The sequence below is a fragment of the Pseudomonas frederiksbergensis genome (genome assembly GCF_003732275.1).
Taxonomy (GTDB): domain Bacteria; phylum Pseudomonadota; class Gammaproteobacteria; order Pseudomonadales; family Pseudomonadaceae; genus Aquipseudomonas; species Aquipseudomonas frederiksbergensis_H.
Genome location: NZ_MOBM01000038.1, coordinates 1,378,441 through 1,399,146, shown reverse-complemented (window position 1 = coordinate 1,399,146; position 20,706 = coordinate 1,378,441). Strand labels below are relative to the sequence as shown.

The 20,706-nt window shown below is 57.9% G+C and carries 14 protein-coding genes and 3 pseudogenes; 3 read left to right on the top strand and 14 right to left on the bottom strand.

Annotated features, from left to right (window positions below; genetic code table 11):
- Positions 1-12: 12 nt before the first annotated feature.
- From BK662_RS25795 to BK662_RS25790, 3 genes and pseudogenes are all read right to left on the bottom strand, one after another.
- On the bottom strand, positions 13-1,611 hold the full coding sequence (locus tag BK662_RS25795) for a serine/threonine-protein kinase (protein ID WP_123359390.1): 1,599 nt from the start codon (positions 1,609-1,611) through the stop codon (positions 13-15).
- A gap of 141 nt (positions 1,612-1,752) precedes the next feature.
- Positions 1,753-1,887: pseudogene (locus tag BK662_RS35940) on the bottom strand (hypothetical protein); the annotation flags it as partial.
- 92 nt (positions 1,888-1,979) lie between these two features.
- Positions 1,980-2,192, bottom strand: a complete 213-nt coding sequence (locus BK662_RS25790) for a hypothetical protein (RefSeq protein WP_123359391.1) — start codon at positions 2,190-2,192, stop codon at positions 1,980-1,982.
- A gap of 464 nt (positions 2,193-2,656) precedes the next feature.
- Between BK662_RS25790 and BK662_RS25780 the strand changes: the two are divergent.
- A pseudogene (locus BK662_RS25780) lies at positions 2,657-3,902 on the top strand (TIGR02270 family protein).
- Between the two features lie 115 nt (positions 3,903-4,017).
- Here BK662_RS25780 and BK662_RS25775 read toward each other — a convergent pair.
- Positions 4,018-4,326: pseudogene (locus BK662_RS25775) on the bottom strand (hypothetical protein); the annotation flags it as partial.
- A 142-nt stretch (positions 4,327-4,468) separates the two neighbouring features.
- Positions 4,469-5,146 (bottom strand): dTMP kinase, encoded by a 678-nt coding sequence (locus tag BK662_RS25770; RefSeq protein ID WP_123359392.1) that lies wholly within the window; start codon positions 5,144-5,146, stop codon positions 4,469-4,471.
- Between the two features lie 352 nt (positions 5,147-5,498).
- Here BK662_RS25770 and BK662_RS25765 point away from each other — a divergent pair, with 352 nt between their 5' ends.
- A complete protein-coding gene (locus BK662_RS25765) occupies positions 5,499-5,759 on the top strand; it encodes a hypothetical protein (protein WP_123359393.1) in 261 nt (86 codons plus the stop codon).
- Positions 5,760-5,873: 114 nt separating this feature from the next.
- Here the strand turns inward: BK662_RS25765 and BK662_RS25760 are convergent, their stop codons facing one another.
- Positions 5,874-6,038, bottom strand: a complete 165-nt coding sequence (locus tag BK662_RS25760; RefSeq protein WP_123359394.1) for a general stress protein — start codon at positions 6,036-6,038, stop codon at positions 5,874-5,876.
- 283 nt (positions 6,039-6,321) lie between these two features.
- On the opposite strand from BK662_RS25760, the gene BK662_RS25755 reads away from it, so the two are divergent.
- Positions 6,322-11,154, top strand: a complete 4,833-nt coding sequence (locus BK662_RS25755) for a M10 family metallopeptidase C-terminal domain-containing protein (protein WP_123359395.1) — start codon at positions 6,322-6,324, stop codon at positions 11,152-11,154.
- A gap of 104 nt (positions 11,155-11,258) precedes the next feature.
- Here BK662_RS25755 and BK662_RS25750 read toward each other — a convergent pair whose 3' ends face one another.
- The 8 genes from BK662_RS25750 to BK662_RS25715 form a co-directional block, all read right to left on the bottom strand.
- Positions 11,259-12,677, bottom strand: coding sequence for an aldehyde dehydrogenase family protein (locus tag BK662_RS25750; protein WP_123359396.1), 1,419 nt, complete (start codon positions 12,675-12,677; stop codon positions 11,259-11,261).
- 13 nt (positions 12,678-12,690) lie between these two features.
- On the bottom strand, positions 12,691-13,731 hold the full coding sequence (locus BK662_RS25745) for a homoserine dehydrogenase (RefSeq protein ID WP_123359397.1): 1,041 nt from the start codon (positions 13,729-13,731) through the stop codon (positions 12,691-12,693).
- 184 nt (positions 13,732-13,915) lie between these two features.
- A complete protein-coding gene (locus tag BK662_RS25740; protein ID WP_123359398.1) occupies positions 13,916-14,353 on the bottom strand; it encodes an Lrp/AsnC family transcriptional regulator in 438 nt (145 codons plus the stop codon).
- On the bottom strand, positions 14,350-15,735 hold the full coding sequence (thrC, locus tag BK662_RS25735) for a threonine synthase (RefSeq protein ID WP_123359399.1): 1,386 nt from the start codon (positions 15,733-15,735) through the stop codon (positions 14,350-14,352). The genes BK662_RS25740 and thrC overlap by 4 nt, the downstream gene beginning before the upstream one ends.
- A gap of 13 nt (positions 15,736-15,748) precedes the next feature.
- Positions 15,749-16,639, bottom strand: coding sequence for a LysR substrate-binding domain-containing protein (locus BK662_RS25730; protein ID WP_123359400.1), 891 nt, complete (start codon positions 16,637-16,639; stop codon positions 15,749-15,751).
- 50 nt (positions 16,640-16,689) lie between these two features.
- Complete coding sequence (locus tag BK662_RS25725) at positions 16,690-18,129, bottom strand: amino acid permease (protein WP_123359401.1); 1,440 nt, start codon at positions 18,127-18,129, stop codon at positions 16,690-16,692.
- Between the two features lie 147 nt (positions 18,130-18,276).
- Positions 18,277-19,539, bottom strand: a complete 1,263-nt coding sequence (locus tag BK662_RS25720; protein WP_123359402.1) for a cystathionine gamma-synthase family protein — start codon at positions 19,537-19,539, stop codon at positions 18,277-18,279.
- A 264-nt stretch (positions 19,540-19,803) separates the two neighbouring features.
- Positions 19,804-20,637: a DUF2950 domain-containing protein gene (locus BK662_RS25715; RefSeq protein ID WP_123359403.1), complete on the bottom strand. Its 834-nt coding sequence runs from the start codon at positions 20,635-20,637 to the stop codon at positions 19,804-19,806.
- Between the last annotated feature and the right edge of the window lie 69 nt (positions 20,638-20,706).

The following is a 20,706-nucleotide window of genomic DNA, read 5'->3' as shown; positions in this document are numbered from 1 at the left end:
GCCCTGGTCACATCAAAAGAGCCTGTTCCACAGGCGCTTGACCGCATTCGGCTGTTCCGCCTGCTCGTCGGTCGATTGAGGTGCCGAGGGCGGCGGGGAACGCGGCGCAGCGGACGGGCGCGGCGCTTGGCGACTGCGTGTGCGCTGCTCATGCTGGTCCCGGAGTGCGAGTAGTTCGGGGCTGTCCGGACGGGCTTCCAGGCCATGCTTGATATAGGCCCGCGCCAGGTCGTGATTGCCCTTGGCATACGCGCTTTCGCTCATCTCGGCGTAGAGCAGCGCCACCTGGTTCAACCCGGCCAGCGCCTGGGCGTGCCTCGGCGCCAGGCCGAGTATCTGCCGGTAATAGAACACCGCACTGTCATCCTCGGGCTCCAGCAGGTGTTCTTCGGCAATGCGCTGCTCGGCCAGTTGCCGGTAGCCGGCGATCCGCGCCGCGGCTACCCGTTGCAGTCCTTGCCGGGCCTCCGCGCTGGCTTCGTCGAGCTGCAAGGCCTGGTTGAAGAAATACTCGGCATTGTCCTGCGCCGGCTCGACCAGCTGGCCCGCCGCCAGGCGCTGTTCGCCACGTGTCAGCAGCTCGGCGATCTCGATCCGCTGCTGCAGGTACAGGCCGGTGCCGCTGGCAGCGCCGAGCAGCAGCAGGCTGCCGAGTGCCCACAGCGCCAGGCGCCTGTTCGGGCTGCGCCGGCGGGCGGGCTCGGCCTCGGCCTGGGGCGGCGCAGGATCGATCAGGGCCGGCGCGAAGCGGGTAGATTCCAGCTCCACCTCGCTGGGCTCGTCCGGTTCGTCCGGTTCGTCCGGTTGCTCTGGCTGGTCCAGCTCATCGAGTGCCTGCAGCAGCGCCCGGCAGTCGGCGAAGCGCTGGTTGGGGTCCTTCGCCAGCATCCGCTCGAGCACCGCCTTGTACGGGCTGATGTGCGCCGGCAAGCTCGGCGGCGGCATCTGCACGTGGTTCATCACGGTCTGGGTATAGCTGGCGCCGCGGAACGGATTGGTGCCGATGAGCATCTCCAGGAGGATGACGCCCAGACTGTAGATGTCGGTGCGGATATCCAGCGGCTGGCACTGCGCCTGTTCCGGGCTGCTGTAGGCCGGGCTGCCGACCGCGATGCCGAGCCCGGTGAGCTCGCTGTCCATCTCCAGCGCCTTGGCGATGCCGAAATCGGTGATCACCGGCGTGCCGTCGCTGCGGAAGAGGATGTTCGCCGGCTTGATATCGCGGTGGATCAGGCCCTGCTCATGCACCACGGCGAGGCCGGTGGCGATCTGCCGGACGATATCCAGGGCGCGCCTCGGCTCGAACACCTCGCCCTTGTGCCGGGTCAGATCGCCGCCGGCGACGAACTCCATGGCCAGGTAATAGTGGCCATCGGCCAGTCTGTTGATGTCGTGGATGGTGATGATGGTGGGGTGGTGCAACGAGGCGACGATATGTCCCTCGCGGATGAAGCGCTTGCTGAACGCCTCGTCATTGGCACTGAGCAGTACCTTCACCGCCACCTTGCGGTGCAGCGACTCCTGGGTTGCCAGGTAGACTTCGGCCATCCCACCCTTGCCAAGTCGGCTATGCACGCTATAGCCGGGTATCTCGGGTAATCGTTCGTCCATGGAAGAATCCGTGCGCAGCCGCTGATTGGGGGTATCGCCGATACTGTCGGGCCGAATGTCACCCGTCGGATCGGGTCTCTAATTAATAAGAGCGGGGAACTTTTCCGATAGTTCCCGGCTCGCCGTCTGCCGCCGTCCTGGCGTTTCGCGCTGCGCCTGCACGCGGCGCAGCAGCGCCAGGTAGAGGTCGAGCACCCGCGCCAGGGCGCGCTCGTCGAGGGCCAGCTTGCTGGTGCAGAGCAGCGCCAGGGCCACCAGGTTGACCCTACTCGCCGCACACCAGCCTGCCGGAGGGCAACGGCCGAACTGGACTGGCCTCCCGAATTTATCCCGATATGACTGTCGATGGGACTTGGGTGTGCAATCGGTTAATCGATGTCCAATTTCTTCAAACGAGCCAGGCCTTGTTTGATATGGCCAGCGTTTTCACCCATGGTCCACAGTGCACCACGTACATTTCCGCCCACTTCCTGTGTCCCTTGCTCCTCAACCAGCAGTGTCAACTCCATAACGGCCGCCTCAGCCTGCTGGTTTTCGTACAGCCTTTCCAGCACATCCGACAGTGAATAATCGCTTGGCATGGTGTCGATTCCTTTCGAGATACCCCAAGCATAGCAGTGACATTCTCGATCGTAATTTCACCAGCGCCAGGATGCAACGGCGGATGCAGGAAATCGAATTGAGCATCAGCCGACAACGCGAAGATCAGAGCCCGCATTTGAACAGTTTCCTCAAATGAGCGACGGAGTTGTGCTCTAGCCTCCCCAAGGCACTGACGACTGGATTGATTGGAGCAACTTCCTGATTTGGCGACGCAAATTTGAGGTGTATTCTGGAGTTGACTGCTCCAGTTTCTACGGAAAAAAAACGGCGAGTTTCAACCCCTCAATGCGGCAGCCATTTTAGACCAGTACATGGAGAACCCCACACCCATACAATTTGAAGTAGGTAAACGTTATTTCTTCGGGAACCTGGTTCCGTAACAAACAGGGAAGCGCTCCCTGACGGACATTCCTTTGAAAACAGACACCAGCTCAGAGACGTCATGGTCCCAATCTCACCAATGATCGACCAACACGCCGAAGAAGCCGGCTTCCTCGCCGTCCTGCGTGACTATGCCCAGCGCGCGCCGCATTACGATCTGGACGACCTCAGCACCCTCGACAACCGCATCGACGCCCACCTCGACGGCCTTCGAATCGCCGGCACCACCGGCCTGGAAACTCTGCTGACCCAACTCAGCCCACACGCCATCGGCGAGATGTTCGCCAGTGCGGTACTGGCCTTCGAGGCGGGTAACGCGCAGGTGTTGTCACGGCTCAGCGAGCACTTGCGCAGTACCGTGGAAACGGAGCGCGGTTATCTGATGGCCTTGGGTTGGCTCGACTGGGAGTGGGTATCGCCCTGGATCGACCGCATGCTCGCCTCCCCTGATCCCCTGTTCCACCGCCTCGGCCTCGCCGCCTGTGGCATGCACCGCCACGACCCTGCCCCTGCCCTGCTTACCGGACTTTCCCACGCCGACCCAAGCGTCCTGGCACGCGCGGCCCGTACTGCCGGCGAGTTGCGCCGTCGCGACCTGATGCCGGCAATTCGCGCCCACCGTCAACACACGGACACAGCCACGCGCTTCTGGGCCAACTGGGCTACCGCACAGATGGCCGATGAGGAAGCGCTGGAGTCGCTGCGCCAGTTCGCCGAGCAACCGGGCGAGTTCCAGTACCGCGCGCTCTGTGTATTGCTGGCTTGGCAAAAGCGTGAAAACAGCATCGCCTGGATACGCCAATTGATACAGAACCCCGAGCAGCAGCGCATTGGCATCCAGGCCGTTGGGCTGCTGGGCGATCCGGTCAGCGTGCCCTGGCTGATCCAGCAGATGAGCGACCTGCCTCATGCCCGCGTCGCTGGCGAAGCTTTCAGCCTGATCACTGGCGCTGACCTGGCGCTGCTCGATCTGGAATTGCAGGACCTGCCGGATTTCGATGCCGGCCCGAACGACGACCCTGAGGACGCTAATGTCGCCATGGACCCCGATGAGAATCTGCCCTGGCCCGACCCGCAGTTGATCGCAGCCTGGTGGCAGGCCCATGGAGGCGATTTCCAGGCGGGCGTCGGCTATGTGCTGGGGCTGCAGCAGCGCGAAAGCAGTTTTCAGCAAGCGCTTGTCCGGGGCCAGCAACGCCAGCGTATTGCCGCCGCCTACGGCATCGCCCGCTTCCGGCCGACCGAAGTGCTTTTCCCCAACCAGCGCACCGGCCTGGCGGCAAAAGCAGTTGTTGTTCGGGCGATGAGCAGGCGATTGTCTTTCGATCCGCTGTGGTCGCGCTTTGGCTTCCGCAATTTGCTTGATTCCAGCAAGGCTCTATAAGGGGCGGCGGGTGGGCACCCCATTTGGCTCAAGCCTGTTCACTGTCCCTCCCGCAAATGAGCAAGAAGAACCTGCAGAGGATGCAGTATCAAGCGTCCATCTTGTCGCTGGACCTGGCTTCTGCAGGAATAACCATCCGCCACCAAGCGCCCTTCTCCACCATGCCGCGCAACTAAAGGCTGCCAAGACTTGCGGTATATCGTGTTGGCCGTTTCAACCTTTCGGGTCTCATGGCCACAGGTGCCGGACATTCCACAACAGCCACTCGCCAGGACCTGAAGCGTTAACCCCATGCGTTCGAAAACCTGTTGCCACAGACTGATGCTGGTCGGCTCGCTGGTTCTTTCGCCAGCTCCAGCAAACGACACTCGAACCGTCTGATCAGGTAAGACCCACCCCGGGAACCTTCGGCTAGGGTTCGATGACGGGCACCCAGATCAAAGCATCAGCCGGCTACCGCTGCGGCGACAAATCACCCCTTCGATCCTGCTAACGATCTATATCTACGGCTATCTCAACCGCATCAAGGCCGGCGCAGCGAACTTCGCCTACGGGGCATCGAAGGACTCTATAGATCTCAGAAATCACCTGCATCGTTGCGTCTTCGATCGTTCCTTCATTACGGCATAAAACCCAGCCGTGATCTGCAATCGCTCGCTCGAACGCCTTGGTACAAGCGACATGTTCTTCCAGCTTATGGATCACAGTACTGCTCAGCCCACGCCGTCGTGCCGCTGCCCTCGCCCATGAAATATCAGGGGCGGTGACAACCCCGACATGCAGGTCTGGCACTCGCACGTTTCGATCAATGTTTAACTGTAGAATCTCTGCAAACGGGATTATCCGGCGAAACGCGGCATCAGACGGGTACCAGCGATCGATCAAGATGATGCTGCCTGGTGGCTGTTTAGCCAGCACGTGCTGGGAAATCCAGGTACGGCTATCAGCAAAGCGCTCACAAACCTCCAACTCCAAATCCCGGGTGGGACTTCTGACGAGTTTGTTCACGAGGGTCATTGTTTCACCCCTATAGGGATCGCTTTTTTTCTCGCAAAGTCGGATCACCTTTTTGTTGTCTGCCCTCAGTACTTTCGTAACGGCCTCCAACAGTGTGGTTTTGCCGGCTCCCTTGGGCCCATCTAGAGAAACAAACAGCGGACGATTCATTCTTCATATAACGATTGATATACGGTTTTTTTTGCCCGGTTCGTTCGCTGGAACCGCTTGGCGCGACTACGCGAATCGAGTGGAGGGACCTTATGAATAGACATTGATGAACACTCTAACCTGGTTTCTGGCTAACGGGTCTCAAACTTCCCAAGGGCGTTCATGACACGGGAATGAGGTCGCTCACCGGCGAGACTTTTGGCTAACGCAATCGAATACTCTAAGACGCGCATGCCAAGCCTTTGCCATGAAATAGACCGTCAGCCTTTAGCGTTGAACTCAATGTCGAACGTGCCGTCTAGCGCATAGGTGGGGCCAACACTCAGGCCCTGTACGCATCAAGGACATCGCCATGACTGCTACCACCGCACGCTTGAATTACATGCATGACACCCTACTAGGCCCAATCGTGAAAAGCGTTGAATGCAATGTCGTCATTACGCCCATCACGCCGGGCGCTTTTCAGGTGCAGGTGCTATCCCCAGTGCCAGATGACCTATACAAAGCGCATTCCTTGACCATTTCTCTTTCATCAAAAGAACACCTGACCGGCACAGTCGCTCACACGCGCAATTTGGACAACGGCGATCTGGAATTGCAGATCGATGTATGACAATCCCTCTCTAGGGAGTCTGCAATCAGCCCTCGAGTGTGCAATGGTCATTGCATTTGCGGCTGGCTGGCCTGCGACCTGCTGACATAGGCATCAGCAGGTCGAGCAGGTATATCATCGTTCTCCGCGTGTTCCCCCATGACTATGCTGCCCGCCGATTCGAGCTTTCTCCACCTTGTCGGTTGCCACATTGGCGTTTTGTTCGCTTTTACGCCCTGCCTCTTTAACTTTTTGAGGGTCGTCGGAAAAGCCGTGATGCGGTTCCTGTCGCTTGGTCATGTCCAATCTCCTTTAAGAAAAAACAGTCGCCTTCATTCGAACTGCGCCCTGCACCTTCGTCCCCCCTGGCACGACCAACGGACACCCCTAAGCAAACGTCAACAGAACGTTATTTTTTCAAAACACCTCAAAACACCTCGCAACCGCTAATCAGTTAGTCCAGTTTTTTGACACTTCCCCGATACGCGGTCACAACTTTTGCCCTCCGCTGGGTCATAACACGGTAGCTGTCGATGGAATATTGGCATCTACCGAGGTTTTCGCCTGATACGGAGATAAGCTCATGATTTTCAATGTACAAAATTTTGGCGCCAAAGGAGATGGCATCACTGACGACACGGCGGCGATACAAAGTGCAATCAATGCGGCGGCCGCCGCAGGCGGTGGGCAGGTGTATATGCCGACCGGAACTTATATCGTTTCGGGAGGTGAGGAACCCTCCGACGGTTGCCTGATGCTCAAGAGCAACGTCTACCTGTACGGCGACGGCATGGGCGCAACCACCGTCAAGGTGGCTGACGGCTCCGACACCAAGATCACGGGGGTCATCCGCTCCGCCTATGGCGAGGAAACCCACGACTTCGGCGTCAGCAACCTCACCATCGACGGCAACCGTGACAGCACCACGGGCAAGATCGACGGTTGGTTCAACGGCTACATTCCCGGCGAAGCAGGCTACGACTCCAACGTCACCCTCGACAGCGTCGAGATCAAGAATTGCTCCGGGTACGGTTTCGACCCCCACGAGCAGACCGTCAACATGGTCATCAAGAACAGCGTGTCCCACGGCAACGGCCTGGACGGCTTCGTTGCTGACTTCCTCAGCAACAGCACCTTCGAAAACAACATCGCCTACGACAACGACCGCCACGGTTTCAACATCGTCACCAGCACCCACGATTTCACCATGACCAATAACGTCGCCTACGACAACGGCGGCAATGGCATCGTGATCCAGCGCGGCAGCGAGGACATCCCCTCCCCCAGCAACATCACCATCATCGGTGGCGAGGTGTACGGCAACGGCGCCGAAGGGGTGCTGATCAAGCTGTCCAGCGAGGTGATCGTCAGCGACGTCAATATCCACGACAACACCAGCGCCGGGATACGCATCTACGGCAGTAACCATGTCGAGATCATCGACAACACGCTCAACAACAATTCCCTGGGTGGCGCCGTACCGGAGATCATCATCCAGTCCTACAACGACACCCTGGGCGTGTCCGGCATGTACTTCAACGGCAGCGATAACACGATCCAGGGCAACATCATCATCGGCAGCGACCTGTCGACCTACGGCGTCGCCGAACGCAACGAAGACGGCACTGATCGCAACGCCATTATCGGCAACACCATCAGCCATACCAGCAAGGGTGCCACGCTGGTCTATGGTGACGGCAGCTACGTCAGCGACACGGTGCCGATGATCACCGTGCAAGGTACGGCTGGCAACGACACCCTGCTGGGCAGCGCCGCCAGCGAGATTTTCTACGGCGGTGCCGGCAACGACACCATCAATGGCGGGGCCGGTGGCGACATTCTGGTGGGTGGTGCAGGCATCGACAAACTCACCGGCGGCACTGGCGCCGATACGTTCCGTTTCGCCGCTCAGTCCGACAGTTACCGCAACGCCACCGCAAGCTTCGATGACACCATCACCGACTTCGACGTCACCCAGGACAAGATCGACCTCGCCGGCCTCGGTTTCACCGGCCTGGGCAATGGCCATGGCGGCACCCTGCAGGTCAGCTACAGCGCCAGCAGCGACCGCACCTACATCAAGGACTACGATGCCGACGCCAGTGGCAATCGTTTCGAGCTGATCCTCTCGGGTAACCTGACCAGCACCCTGACGGCCAATAACTTCATCTTTAATCGGGTGATCACCGGCACCAGCGGCAACGACTCGCTGTTGGGCAGCGATTCGGCCGACACCCTCCTCGGCCTGGCGGGTAACGACAACCTCAGTGGCGGCGCGGGCGACGACAAGCTCGATGGCGGTGCCGGTATGGACACCCTCACCGGTGGCTTTGGTGCTGACATCTTTGTGTTCTCCAATCGCCTGGACAGTTACCGCAACTACAACACCGGCGGCGCCAACCTTGGCGACCTCATCACCGATTTCGATATCACCGCCGACAAGATCGACCTCTCGGCCATGGGTTTCACCGGCTTGGGGGATGGCAAGAACAACACCGTGTACGTGGTGCTCAACAGTGCCGGCACCAAGACTTACATCAAATCCCTGACCGCCGACGCCAATGGCAACCGCTTCGAGGTGGCACTGGACGGCAACTACCTCGACAAGCTGACCAGCGCCAACTTCGTCTTCGCCACATCGCCAACGGTCAACCATGCGCCGGTGGTGGCAACGGCGTTGCTGGATCAGAACGCGACCGAAAACACCCCGTTCAGCTACGCGGTGCCGGCCACTAGCTTCACCGATCCGGATAATGACAGCCTCAGCTATACCGTGACCCTCGCCGATGGCAGCGCCCTGCCCGCGTGGCTGAGCTTCAATGCCACCAACCTGACCTTCACCGGCACGCCGACCAGCACCGCGTCCGGCAATTACAACGTGCTGGTCAAGGCCATGGACCCGACCGGTGCATCGGTCAGCGACAGCTTCGCCCTGGCAGTGGCCGATGCGCCCGCCAACACCATCACCGGCACCAACAACGCCGAAACCCTCAACGGCACGGCGGGCGCAGACCTGATCCTCGGCCTCGGTGGCAACGACACGATCAAGGCCGGCACTGGCGCCGACACCGTCGACGGCGGCGCCGGACGCGACTCGCTGTACGGCGGCGACGGTGCCGACACCTTCCGCTACACCAACGCACTCGACAGCTACCGCGACTACGACACGGGTGGTATCACGGCCACCGACACGATTTATGACTTCACCGCGGGCGTCGACAAGATCGATGTTTCGGGCCTGGGCTTTCTCGGCTTGGGCGATGGCAGCAATGGCACGCTGTACATAACCCTCAACGCGGCTGGCGACAAGACCTACATCAAGTCCGCCGAAGCGGATGCCGATGGCAATCGTTTTGAAATCGCCCTCAACGGCAACTACCTCAATACCCTTACCGCCAGCGACTTCGTGTTCGGCGAAAGCACCCAGCAGGACATCCTCTACCTGCCCACCCTCGGCCAATCCAATGCGCGCCTGCTGCGCATGACGGAGGACGACAATCAGTCCGGCACCTCGATGCTGGTTAACGACCTGGACCGCTACACCCCCTATGACGTGCGCAGCCAATTCACCGATGCCGATGGCAACGGCATCGACATCGCGGTGGGCGGCAGCACGGTCACCGGCCTGTCGACTCTCAGCGCCGAGGAACTCAAGTTGTGCTGGTGGCTCACCGACACCAACCAACCCGGGGCTGCGCTGTTGCGCGCCGTGACGCTGCTGCGGGACCAGCTCACCGAACTGCAATCCATCGATAACGTCACCATGGGCATCGTTTGGGGCCAGGGCGAGGAAGCCGCCCAGGAGATCGGCCGCGCCACGGACAAAGCAGCGGCAGCAGCGGCCTACAAGGCCGCGACCCTGAAGGTGTTTGATTACCTTCATGCCCAGTTCGGCAACTTCAACGTGTACATGATGGAAACCGGTCACTACGAACAGGACGCGGCGCGTGCCCGTGGTTATTCGGAAGAAAAGATTGCCTCCATCGTCGAGGGGGTTGGCTATGTCCGCGCCGCCCAGGAAGCCATCGCCGCCGAGCGCGCCGACGTCAAGCTGGCGGTGGACTACAGCGACCTCCCCTTGCGCTACGAAGTCGATCCGCTGGCGTATCCGGACGACGTCTGGCACCTGCACGAGGAGTCGGCGGAGATCGTCGGCCAGCGCCTGGCCGACTACATTGCCAATGACCTTGGCTTCCAGGGCAACCCCAACGACAACAACAGCGTGCAGGATATTTTCGACAACGCTCAGAACATGATTTCCGGTACCGACCAGGCGGATACTCTGGTGGGCAGTTCGGGCAACGACACACTGGATGGCCACCTGGGCGCCGACACCATGACCGGTGGCAATGGCAACGACGTCTATGTGGTCGATAACGCGTTCGACCGCGTGGTGGAAACCAACACCTCGACCTCGCAGATTGATACGGTGCAGGCTTCGGTCAGCTGGACCCTGGGCGCCAACCTCGAGAACCTGGTGCTCACCGGCGTGTCGGACATCAACGGCACCGGCAATGAGCGGCACAACTTCATCACCGGCAATGCCGCCAATAACGTGCTCAATGGTGCCGCAGGGGACGACAGCATGAGCGGCGGCGATGGCAACGACACCTACTATGTCGACAACGCCGACGACGCAGTGATCGAGATCAACAGCAATGCGGTGTCTGGAGGGATCGACAGCGTGCATAGCAGCCTGGCGGCCTACACCCTCGGCAACAACGTCGAGCGTCTGTATATCGATAGCACTGGCGCCGCCAATGGCACGGGCAACGCGCTGGACAACACGCTGTTCGCCGGAGCCGGCAACAATGTGCTGGACGGGCGCGATGGCAATGACACGGTGTCTTTTGAACGCGCCCTGTCTGGCGTTACCGTAAACCTCTCGACGTCAGCGCAACAGAACACCGTGAGTTCCGGGCTCGACACCTTGAAATTCCTCGAAAACGTGACGGGAAGCGCCTACGCCGACAGTCTGTCAGGCAACAGCGCCGCGAACGTTCTGAACGGTGGTGCGGGCAACGATACGCTGGTGGGTGGTTCGGGCGATGACCGGTTGATCGGCGGTGCAGGCACCGACAACCTCACTGCTGGCACTGGCGCGGATACCTACGCGTTTGGTGCACTGTCGGACATGGGCGTCGGGGCTTTGCGCGATGTGATCAACGGCTTCAAGAGCACCGAGGGCGATCTTCTGGATTTCACCGGCCTGGACGCCAACCCGCTGACCACCGCTGTCGACGCCTTCACCTTCATCGGCAGCAACGCCTTCGACCCTGCCGACGCCACCGGCCAACTGCGCTTTGCCGATGGCATTCTCTACGGCAGTGTCGATGTCGACGCCACCCCCGAGTTCGAAATCCAACTGGTGGGCGTCCAGGAGCTGCACATCAGCGATTTCACAGTCTTGGGTTAGGCCACAGCAATGGGGACGGGTTTGCTCGCGAAGACTGCGGCACATCAAACATTGATGTTGCCTGATCCACCGCTTTCGCGAGCAAGCCCGCTCCCATTGATAGCTCAACTTATCTCGTTGATGCAGACCACTTTGGGTTGCGTCATGTCCTCGTAGGCAAATCGAACACCTTCTCGCCCCAGACTTCCGTACTTGAAACCACCAAAAGGCATGGCATCAAAACGATAATCGGAAGAATCATTGATCATCACTCCACCGGCTTCAATTTGCCGTGCCAATTTCAAGGCCTTGGAAAGATCACGGGTGAAGAGTCCCGCATGCAAGCTGTATTCTGGCGCGTTGGCCAGAGCAACGGCATCATCCAGATGGTCAAAAGGCTCCAGGATGACCACCGGTGCGAAGACCTCCTGCTGCCAGATCCGACTGTTATGGCTTACACGCTCCAGTACAGTTGGCGCATAGCTTCCCACTTGACGATGGTGTCCGCACAGAAGAAGAGCCCCCTCGGCCAGCGCCTCATTCACCAACTGTTCGGTGCGACGAGCCGCCTGCTCCGTAATCATTGGGCCAACATCCGTTGCTCGCTGATCAGGATCGCCAAGTACCAACGCACGCGTTTGCCTGACAAAACGTTCGCGGAAATCTTCGTAGATTGAACGGTGTACGAGGATGCGCTGCGTGCCGATGCAATTCTGTCCTGCTGCCCAGAAAGCACCTGAAACACAAGACTCTACGGTTGGTTCAAGATCACAATCTTCGAGCACGAGAACCGGTGCATTTCCCCCCAGATCCATGGCCAGCTTCTTCAAGCCTGCACTACGAGCAATGGACTCTCCAGTGGCAAAACCACCTGTGAAAGAGATCATCCGCACTTCGCGCAGCTCCACCAGTGCTTTACCCAGATCGACGCCTCCGGTCGCCGGGGTCACCACGGACGGAGGCAGCCCCGCCGCCACCAGACACTCAACCAGCTTGAGAGCCGACAACGGTGCGAGCTCTGAGGGTTTTAGAATCACAGCATTGCCACCGGCGATGGCCGGGCCCAGTTTATGGGCGACCAGGTTCAGCGGATCGTTGTAGGGGGTGATCGCGACGATAAGCCCCAACGGTTCGCGAGTGAACCAGCCTTGGCGCGATTCTGAGCCTTCATACGCCTCAAACGGGATCACTTCCCCGGCGTTACGACGAGCCTCTTGCGCCGATAGCTTCAGCGTGTTCACACAACGCTTCACTTCCTTCTCTGCTTGTCGCAGCGTCTTTCCGGCCTCAGCAACAATGAGTCTGGCAAACGCTTCAGCCTCAAGTTCCACCCGCCGAGCCGCTTCCTCAAGGACGCGGGCACGAAGGTGACGAGGCATTGCCGCACTCTCACGCACGCCAATTCGCGCACGCTCCAGCAAGCCAGGAACAGCGGTTGCATCGAGGCAAGGCACGCTTCCCACCAGGCGTCCATCGAATGGACTGAACACATCAATCTGTTTGGCATCAACAAGCTGGATACTGGCCATGCTGGATACATTCATGACGACTCTCCTGTTACTTGCCGTGGGTGGTATGGATGGCGATGATGTCTGACAGCAGCGCGAAGGCAGTCTCGATACGTCCTGCTCCAGGGCCGGATACCGTAACAGCACCCAGCAGTGCGGTGTTGAACGACACCGCGTTGGTGGCACCGGAAATACCTGCGAGAGGATGCGAATTCGGCAGCAGTCGAGCCTCCACACTCGCTCGAACCGAGCCGTCAACTTCGCGACTTGCAGAGCCGATCAGCTTCCAACTGGCACCGTTGGCGCTTGCCTGAGCGATGTCTTCTGGACTGATGCTGCTAATCCCCGAGCAAGCCACATCGCTGACGTTCAATCGAGCATTGAGCAGTTCGTTGGCGAGGATCACCACCTTGAGGCGGACGTCAAACCCCTCCACATCGGCAGTCGGGTCGGCCTCGGCATAGCCGAGCTGTTGAGCCTGAGCAACTGCGTCGTTAAACGTCAGGCCGTCCTTCATGCGGGTCAGCACGTAATTGGAAGTCCCGTTCAGGATGCCTTCAAAGCCTTGAACCTCTGCACCTGCCAGCGCCTGTCTTGCCAGACGAATCACCGGCGTACCGCTCATGACCGAACCTTCGTATTCGAAGGCAACAGCATGACGACGGGCCAAATCCTTAAGCTCAGCGCCGTGCAATGCAATGGGCCCCTTGTTGGTGGTCACAACATGGATGCCGCTTTCCAGAGCCCAGCGGCAGAAGGTAGTAGCGGGCTCACCATCGACAGGGTTGGTGAAGGTGGCTTCAGCAATCATGTCAGCACCGGAATGCTTGATGACCGCTTCGTTTAACGCCTCAGCGGTGCCTCCAGGCAGGTGAGCGAACGCCCCCTTCTCGATAGGCAGAGCGACCAACTGCTTTGCATCCAGCCCCTCTTTAGCAACGATGGAACCAAGAAAAATATCAGTCACACCGACGATTTTGATCCCAAAACCCAGCGATGCTTTCCACTCGGCGTTGCGATCTGCAATCAGTTGAGCCAGGCCGCGGTTGACGCCACCAAAGCCCACCAGGGCAATTTTGTATTCAGTCATGAAAGCAGTCCTCTTGAATGTTGTTCGACAGGAACATCGTAAGAGTCGGGCTTTGGCAGTTGAATATGGCAGAGTGCTGTATTTGTTGGTCATTCTGCCCGAACAGAAAACGGCTCAATGGACAGAAATCAAATGAAGAAAGGAGATGTGACCAGGGACAAAAATGCCCCTGGTTTTTTGGTACTCAAAACACTGCAGAAAGGACGAATGAGGTGACGGTGTTTTCCACCCCAGGCATCGCCGAGATTTCCTTCCAGACGAGGTGGACGCGTTCGGGTGAGGCTGCATTGACTCGAAGCATCAGATCAAACTCACCACTCAAGACTTCACACTGAACCACCTCGGGGAGCGAGTGCAGCGCGGCAAGTACCTCTTCCCCACGCATGCGGTCGTAGCGGTAGACAAAGATCACGGCACTGATCAGCGATGAAGGCCGTCGGGAATCACCGAGACGCACCGTATAACCCTGAATGGCGCCGTCTCGCTCAAGACGCTCAATGCGCTGTCGCACAGCATTGCGAGACAAGTTGACCTTGGCGCCCAACTCAACATGGGCGATTCGAGCATTCGCTGTGAGTTCGGCGAGGATGCGCTCATCCAGCGGATCCAGAATGCGCTTCATACGTGCCTCTGCTGCGCCAACAAGAGGGCTTGGCACAGACCCTCCAGATCGCCTTTAGCGAAGTATGGTGGCTGAGCAGAAATGTCGGGAGTCGTTGGCACCTCTCCCCGCCAGACACCTAATTCGGACAATAGGGCCGCAGACTTGGCCGGAGCAATTTGCCCAAAGGTCACCATCGGAGCTCCCAGGCTGCGTCGATGAATTCGGCCAGCCAGCACACCTACAGCGGTATGTGGATCGATTGCAGACCCGGTTTCACGGAACAACTTGACGACTTCGTCGCGAACCTGCGATTCGTCTACCGCATAGGAATCGAACAGCACTCGGGCCCGGAGCCACTGCTGGTTGCCAATGCTTAACTCGCCGCAGTCCTCAAAATGCTCCATCAGCGCCTTCACTGAGCCCCCATCGTGCCCATACAGCTCCCAGATGAACCGTTCCAGGTTGGAGAAAAGAGAGAAATCCATCGCGGGAGATAACGTACGGTTACTCACTCGGGTCGAATAGCGATTGCGATGTATGAACTGGTGAAGTGCATCATTACTGTTCGTAGAAATGATCACCTGATTGATGGGTAATCCCATTTTCTGGGCAAGGTAGCCGGCGTAGATCTCAGCAGAGCTGGCCGCTGGAACGCTGAAGCCTACAGGACGTGTCCCTCCGCCCAGCTGCAAGGCCGCGTGGAAATAAAAAACGATCTGTGCGAGGACACCGACCCAGTTGGTGGAGTTGAAACAGACCGGTATTACCCCCTCTAACGGCCAGTCACGCAGGAGCCGGGAGACCAACGTTTGGCAGTCGTCGAAATTACCGTCTACCGGGAAAAGCTGAACCCGCTCAGGGTCTGCTGCTTGCAGGGCAGAGAGTTGTTCAGCCGGTACCCCATGGCGCGGATACATAATCGCCATGCGAGTGCCCCGGCAGTTAGCGAATGCCTCAAGCGCAGCCAGCCCGGTATCACCATTGGTCGCACCGACAATCAGCGCCTCGCCACCGACCTCCAGGAAATGCTCCACCAGGCGCGATTGCAGTTGTGCAGCGAAATCTTTGGAAGAATGGGTCGGGCCATGAAACAGCTGGAGTATCCACTCGTTATGGCCAATCTGCTCAAGCGGCGTAATAGCGCGATGATTAAAGTTCCGATAGCTGTCGCTGAGCAAGGCACGCAAAGTGCTTTCGTCCATGCAAGAGCCAACGTAGGGTGAGACTACTCGCCAGACCAGCTCATCGAATGGCAGCCACGACCAACTGGTAATCTGCGCCTCAGTGAAGACAGGCAAACTTGCCGGGACATAGAGACCGCCATCTTCGGCAAGCCCCGACAGAACCACACTGCGAAAGTCCGCCCGCACTTCACCGCCGCGTGTGCTTACGTAATACATGGATGACTCCGAATTACAAAGGGCGGTGGGCTTGAGCCACCAGCCATGTAGAAAAAGTCGCGGCATCAGGCGAGAGCACCTCGGCCTGCTCGCGCACTAGATAAAAGGACTCGCTGGCTTCAATTCGGTGACTGAAGGGAGCAATCAGGTGCCCACTCTTGAGCAAGTCTTCCACGACGGAAGACCGCGCCAAGGCAACGCCCTGCCCCAGTTCCGCCATACGGATTGTGGAAATCAGTGTGTCGAATTGAAGACCACGGGAATAATCGACATCGTCTGCACCCACCCGCTTCAACCAGTAACCCCAACCTTCCTCGTATCCCAATACATGTAGCAAAGAATGGTTCATCAAATCGCGAGGCTCACGTATCGGTGAGCTGGCCATGAGCTGTGGCGAGCAAACGGGCAGGAGGATGTCCCACGTTAATCGTTGAGCGTGCAATCCCGACCACTCTCCGCATCCCCAGCGAATCTCCAGGTCATCCTCTCCATCCGGTTCCTTCACCCAAATGTTGCTGATATATCGGATATCGATTTGCGGATACTCTCGACAAAAATCTGCGAGCCGAGGGGCCAACCAATAGTGAAGGAAGGAAAGGCTGCCACGCACCTTCACATGCCTTCGATTGCGCTGGCCAAAAATCTCGTTTGTACCCACTGCAAGACGACTGATCGCGTCTTGAACTACCGGCAGGTACGACTGCCCTTCTTCCGTCAATCCAAGCCCTCGGGGCAGGCGCTTGAATAGCGCCACACCGAGATGACACTCCAACTGACGGATCTGCTGACTGACTGCACCTTGAGTCAGGTGCAGCTCCTCGGCTGCATGGGTGAAGTTCAAATACCGCGCCGATGCTTCGAATGCCCTCAGCCAATTCAGGGGCGGTAGTGATTTTTGACTCATCGGCGCAACCTCATCGGGAATTATCTCTGCTCAATCATTGCCTGAGCTATTCACGCTGCGCCAGCGGAATGATTGACAGCCGCTGTCAATGCCAACCGCTCTTCCCGCTTCTTGCGAGTGATCCAATAAACAAAGTAGCACCACGCGATAAACGGAAGACCGAAGTAAAGCGCCACTCTCTGCTCAGGATCAAAAGCAATACCGACACAGGCCAGCAAGCAACACAACAGCGCACCAATGGGAACCCAAGGGTAGCCGCGCACCCGGAAATGCAGATCTTCAACTCGTCCGCCATTGGCCACGAAATGGCGTCGGAAGGCGATTTGGCTCGCGGCGATGCTCATCCATACGACCACGACTGCAAGACCCGAAATCGACACCAGGGCCAAGTAAACCGTGTCAGGGGCAAGCACACTGCTTAGCAGAGATGCCACAGCACCCGCCATACTTAAAACAATCGCGTTAACCGGTGTGCCCCGGCGCGAAAGCCTGGCGTAGCGCTTGGGCATGTGCCCTTGATCACTCAACGTCCAAAGCATGCGCGAAGCTGCATACAACCCCGAGTTAGCGGCGGAAATCAAGGCGGTGAGAATGACGAAGTTCATAATGTCAGCTGAGTATGGGATGCCAATCAGCTCAAACACCATCACGAACGGACTTTCAATGATTCCCGCCTCCTCGCGGGGCAGCAACGTCGCCAGTACGAAAATCGTACCCACGAAGAACAGCGCCAAACGGACTACTGTCGTGCGGATCGCCTTGGGAACGCTTGTCTGAGGGTCCTGCGCTTCACCGGCGGCAATTCCGATAAGCTCAGTCCCGGAAAATGCGAAGGAGACAGCTAGAAGTGTCATCGCAATGGGTAAGAAACCCGTCGGGAAAAGCCCTTCACGGGTAAAATTTGAGAGCCCGACACCCTGCAAGTGCTGTACTTGGAAGAGACCGAAAATAGCCGCACCACCAATGACAATAAAAGTAATAACGGTCAAAACTTTGATGAGTGAGAGCCAGAACTCGGTTTCTGCAAACAAACGAACAGATGCAACGTTGCTTAAAAAGACCGCCATGGCAAAAAGCGCGCTCCAGATCCAGACCGGTGTATCAGGGAACCACCGAACCATCAGGATACCCGCAGCCGTAAACTCAGAGCCAATAGCGACCGCCCAAGTGAGCCAGTACAACCACGCCACGGTATAGCCCGTGCCTGGGCCCAGGTATCGAGTTGCGTAGCTACTGAAAGATCCGGTTTCCGGCATCTGGACCGCTAACTCACCGAGACAGACCATTACCAGATACACCATCACCGCACCGATGATGTAGGCAATCACTGCGCCGAGCGGCCCTGCCTGATTAACGGTGTAACCGGAAGTAAGGAATAATCCCGTGCCGATAACACCGCCCAACGCCAACATCACAATATGGCGGGTTTGCATTTCTTTCTTGAAGTTTGATTCTGGATCGGGCTGATCATTTTTTACTTGAGTGGTCATCGCTATATTCTCATGAAATGTTCGGACAAAATTCCTTGTCACTGGCTATTAGGCAGCACAATTAAATTGTCGCTAGTTGTTATTGTTTTTACTATTCATGAAGAACTGTCCGACCCTAAAAGCCGGCAGTCTTATCCGAGTTCAGGTTCACACCTCAGTGAAACGCTCGGTGTTATCAGCGTGGTGATGTGCATGATTTTGTTTGCTGCGAACTAACGTGAATGCTTGTTTAAGATCAGCCAGCAAATCGGCCGTCTCTTCAATACCCACGGAGACCCTGACCAAGCCCTCGGAAATTCCAAGTGCTTCGCGTTCCTCCAAGGTGTTTTCCACGTGGCTGGTTGTCCGTGCCGGCCCGTAGATAGTTTCCACCGCGCCTAAGTTACCCGCCCGATGTGCATACTTAAGCAGTGGTAACAAACGAGTCACCGTGTCCATGCCTCCCACCAGCACGAAGCTGATGATTGCGCCGAATCCGCGCATCTGCGAGCGAGCAATGACATGACTTCGATGTTGAGGGAGTCCCGGATAGTTCACAGACTCCACCAGTGGCTCGGTGCATAGATACTCGGCCAGCACTTGCGCGCTCGCCTGTTGCTGACGCATACGCAAAGCCAGAGTCTTGATACCCCGGATGATGAGATAAGCCGAGAAAGGATCCAGCGAGGCCCCATTGATTTCGCGGTAATGGCGAACTTGAGACATCAACTGCTCGGTGCCGCAGACCACACCGCCAAGCACATCGCCATGACCGGATAGAAACTTGGTAGCACTGTGCACGACTACATCAACCCCGAGTGCAAGGGGGTTCTGATTCAAAGGCGTCGCGAACGTATTGTCTGCTATGACCAAAGCCCCAACACGCTTCGCCGCCGCCACGAGACGTCGAATATCCAGGACTTTCAGCGTTGGGTTCGTCGGGGTTTCCAGATAGAGAACATTGCAGCCTTTAGCGATCTCATGCTCAATAGCTTCGGTGTCGAGGGTATCGCAAAGCGTGACCTCGACGCCCATGCGAGGGAGAAACTCTTCAAAGATCTTGTTTGTGCCACCGTAGCTGTCGCGGGTAGAAACCACACGTTGACCACAGGACAGGAAGGTATGCAACACACCACTGATTGCAGCCATCCCGGTACTGAAAGCGACAGCCGATTCTGCGCTTTCAAGCTCGCAGAGTTTGTGTTCCAGGACAGAGACAGTCGGGTTGCTCATGCGGCTGTAAATGAAGCCAGGTTCTTTACCCAACGCCACGTCATACCATTCATCGATATCATGGTAACCGTAGGCGGCGCTGACGACGATGGGAGTCTGGGTAGCGTTGTAGGGATGCTGAACTTGCTCCCCGCCCCAAACCACTCGTGTCCCCATACCAGCACCCTGGCTTTGGTCGGGCTTCATCTTGTCATCCATAAATTTATCTCGCATCGATGAAACACAAAGGTGTTCCGATTGGGCTTGCGATGACTATATGGAAGGCTTGACCGCGTGAAAAATCATGTTATCTGGGGCTAAGGGGCTCTTTTTTTAATGGATGATCGATATGAAAGGGCCGCGACAGCACAGATAACTAACCTCTGTACGCACCTCCCCCATGGGTGATCAAGTGCTGCGAAACAGCAAACGAATCATCAGTGCATCGTCCACGTAGAAAAGGTTGAGGAGGCGCAGGTAGATCTACTCTTGACCCTCCGTAACCACCTTCCAACTGTCATCTGGATCAAAGCGCTTCATCGACTGCGCCAACTTGTCACCACCGGGGCCCAAGTCTTTTTCGAACACCTGTCCTTCATGACTGATCATGAAACTCATCACCCCGGTGTCATCGTATTTCGCCGGCCAGGCGATCAATGCGAAGCCACGGCTCATCTTGTCGCCGATAAGGTAGCTGTAGGCGCCGCCAGGTGCCGAAGGACCTTGGCCATCAAGGATGCGGAAGTAGTAACCATGCCAGTCTTCGCCGGCAATGGTTTTACCGAACAAGGGACCCAACGGGCTGATCTGACCGCTATCGTCGTCGTCCCAATAAAGCCCATCGTGCTTGCCGGCAGTGCTGAAGATTTTCTGCGCATAGCCGAGTGCGCCGTCACCGTCACGATCCACCGACGCATAGTCCATCTGGACGTCATGATAAGTCAGCACTGATTGCAACGCGGCGAGTTCGTTGCGGCCAATTCGACGTGCACGGACTTCGGAGCTACCGGCGTCGATGTCGAAGCGCCAACCGTTCGCGGCTTTTATCATGGGGATAGGCAGTGTCCAGTGGTCACTGCCAACCGACAGGACCGCCTTGCGATCGCTGTTTTTTTCGATGGAGTGTTGCTCGCCGTATTGCTTCAAAAACGCATCCACATCACTGCGCTGCACGCCTTCGCGCGGGATGAAACTGCGCCATTCATTACCCAGCAATTCTGTCAGGCGGGCCTGATCGGCGTGTTCCGTACCCAGTGCTTCGACGAACGCCTGGGCGGCCATTTCTGGCGTTGGAAACACCTGCTGTGCCGCAACCATGCACGACCACGCCAAGCCGGCAGCTAGCGCCAAGACATGAAGGAGCAAGCCGGTGGGTGCCTTCAATCG

Coding starts and splice junctions, on each gene's coding strand:
- BK662_RS25725 (WP_123359401.1), bottom strand. CDS start 18,129: ATGACCACTCAAGTAAAAAATGATCAGCCCGATCCAGAATCAAACTTC.
- BK662_RS25760 (WP_123359394.1), bottom strand. CDS start 6,038: ATGACCAAGCGACAGGAACCGCATCACGGCTTTTCCGACGACCCTCAA.
- BK662_RS25795 (WP_123359390.1), bottom strand. CDS start 1,611: ATGGACGAACGATTACCCGAGATACCCGGCTATAGCGTGCATAGCCGA.
- BK662_RS25750 (WP_123359396.1), bottom strand. CDS start 12,677: ATGAATGTATCCAGCATGGCCAGTATCCAGCTTGTTGATGCCAAACAG.
- BK662_RS25720 (WP_123359402.1), bottom strand. CDS start 19,539: ATGGATGACAAGATGAAGCCCGACCAAAGCCAGGGTGCTGGTATGGGG.
- BK662_RS25790 (WP_123359391.1), bottom strand. CDS start 2,192: ATGCCAAGCGATTATTCACTGTCGGATGTGCTGGAAAGGCTGTACGAA.
- BK662_RS25745 (WP_123359397.1), bottom strand. CDS start 13,731: ATGACTGAATACAAAATTGCCCTGGTGGGCTTTGGTGGCGTCAACCGC.
- thrC (WP_123359399.1), bottom strand. CDS start 15,735: ATGTATTACGTAAGCACACGCGGCGGTGAAGTGCGGGCGGACTTTCGC.
- BK662_RS25770 (WP_123359392.1), bottom strand. CDS start 5,146: ATGAATCGTCCGCTGTTTGTTTCTCTAGATGGGCCCAAGGGAGCCGGC.
- BK662_RS25765 (WP_123359393.1), top strand. CDS start 5,499: ATGACTGCTACCACCGCACGCTTGAATTACATGCATGACACCCTACTA.
- BK662_RS25715 (WP_123359403.1), bottom strand. CDS start 20,637: ATGGTTGCGGCACAGCAGGTGTTTCCAACGCCAGAAATGGCCGCCCAG.
- BK662_RS25740 (WP_123359398.1), bottom strand. CDS start 14,353: ATGAAGCGCATTCTGGATCCGCTGGATGAGCGCATCCTCGCCGAACTC.
- BK662_RS25755 (WP_123359395.1), top strand. CDS start 6,322: ATGATTTTCAATGTACAAAATTTTGGCGCCAAAGGAGATGGCATCACT.
- BK662_RS25730 (WP_123359400.1), bottom strand. CDS start 16,639: ATGAGTCAAAAATCACTACCGCCCCTGAATTGGCTGAGGGCATTCGAA.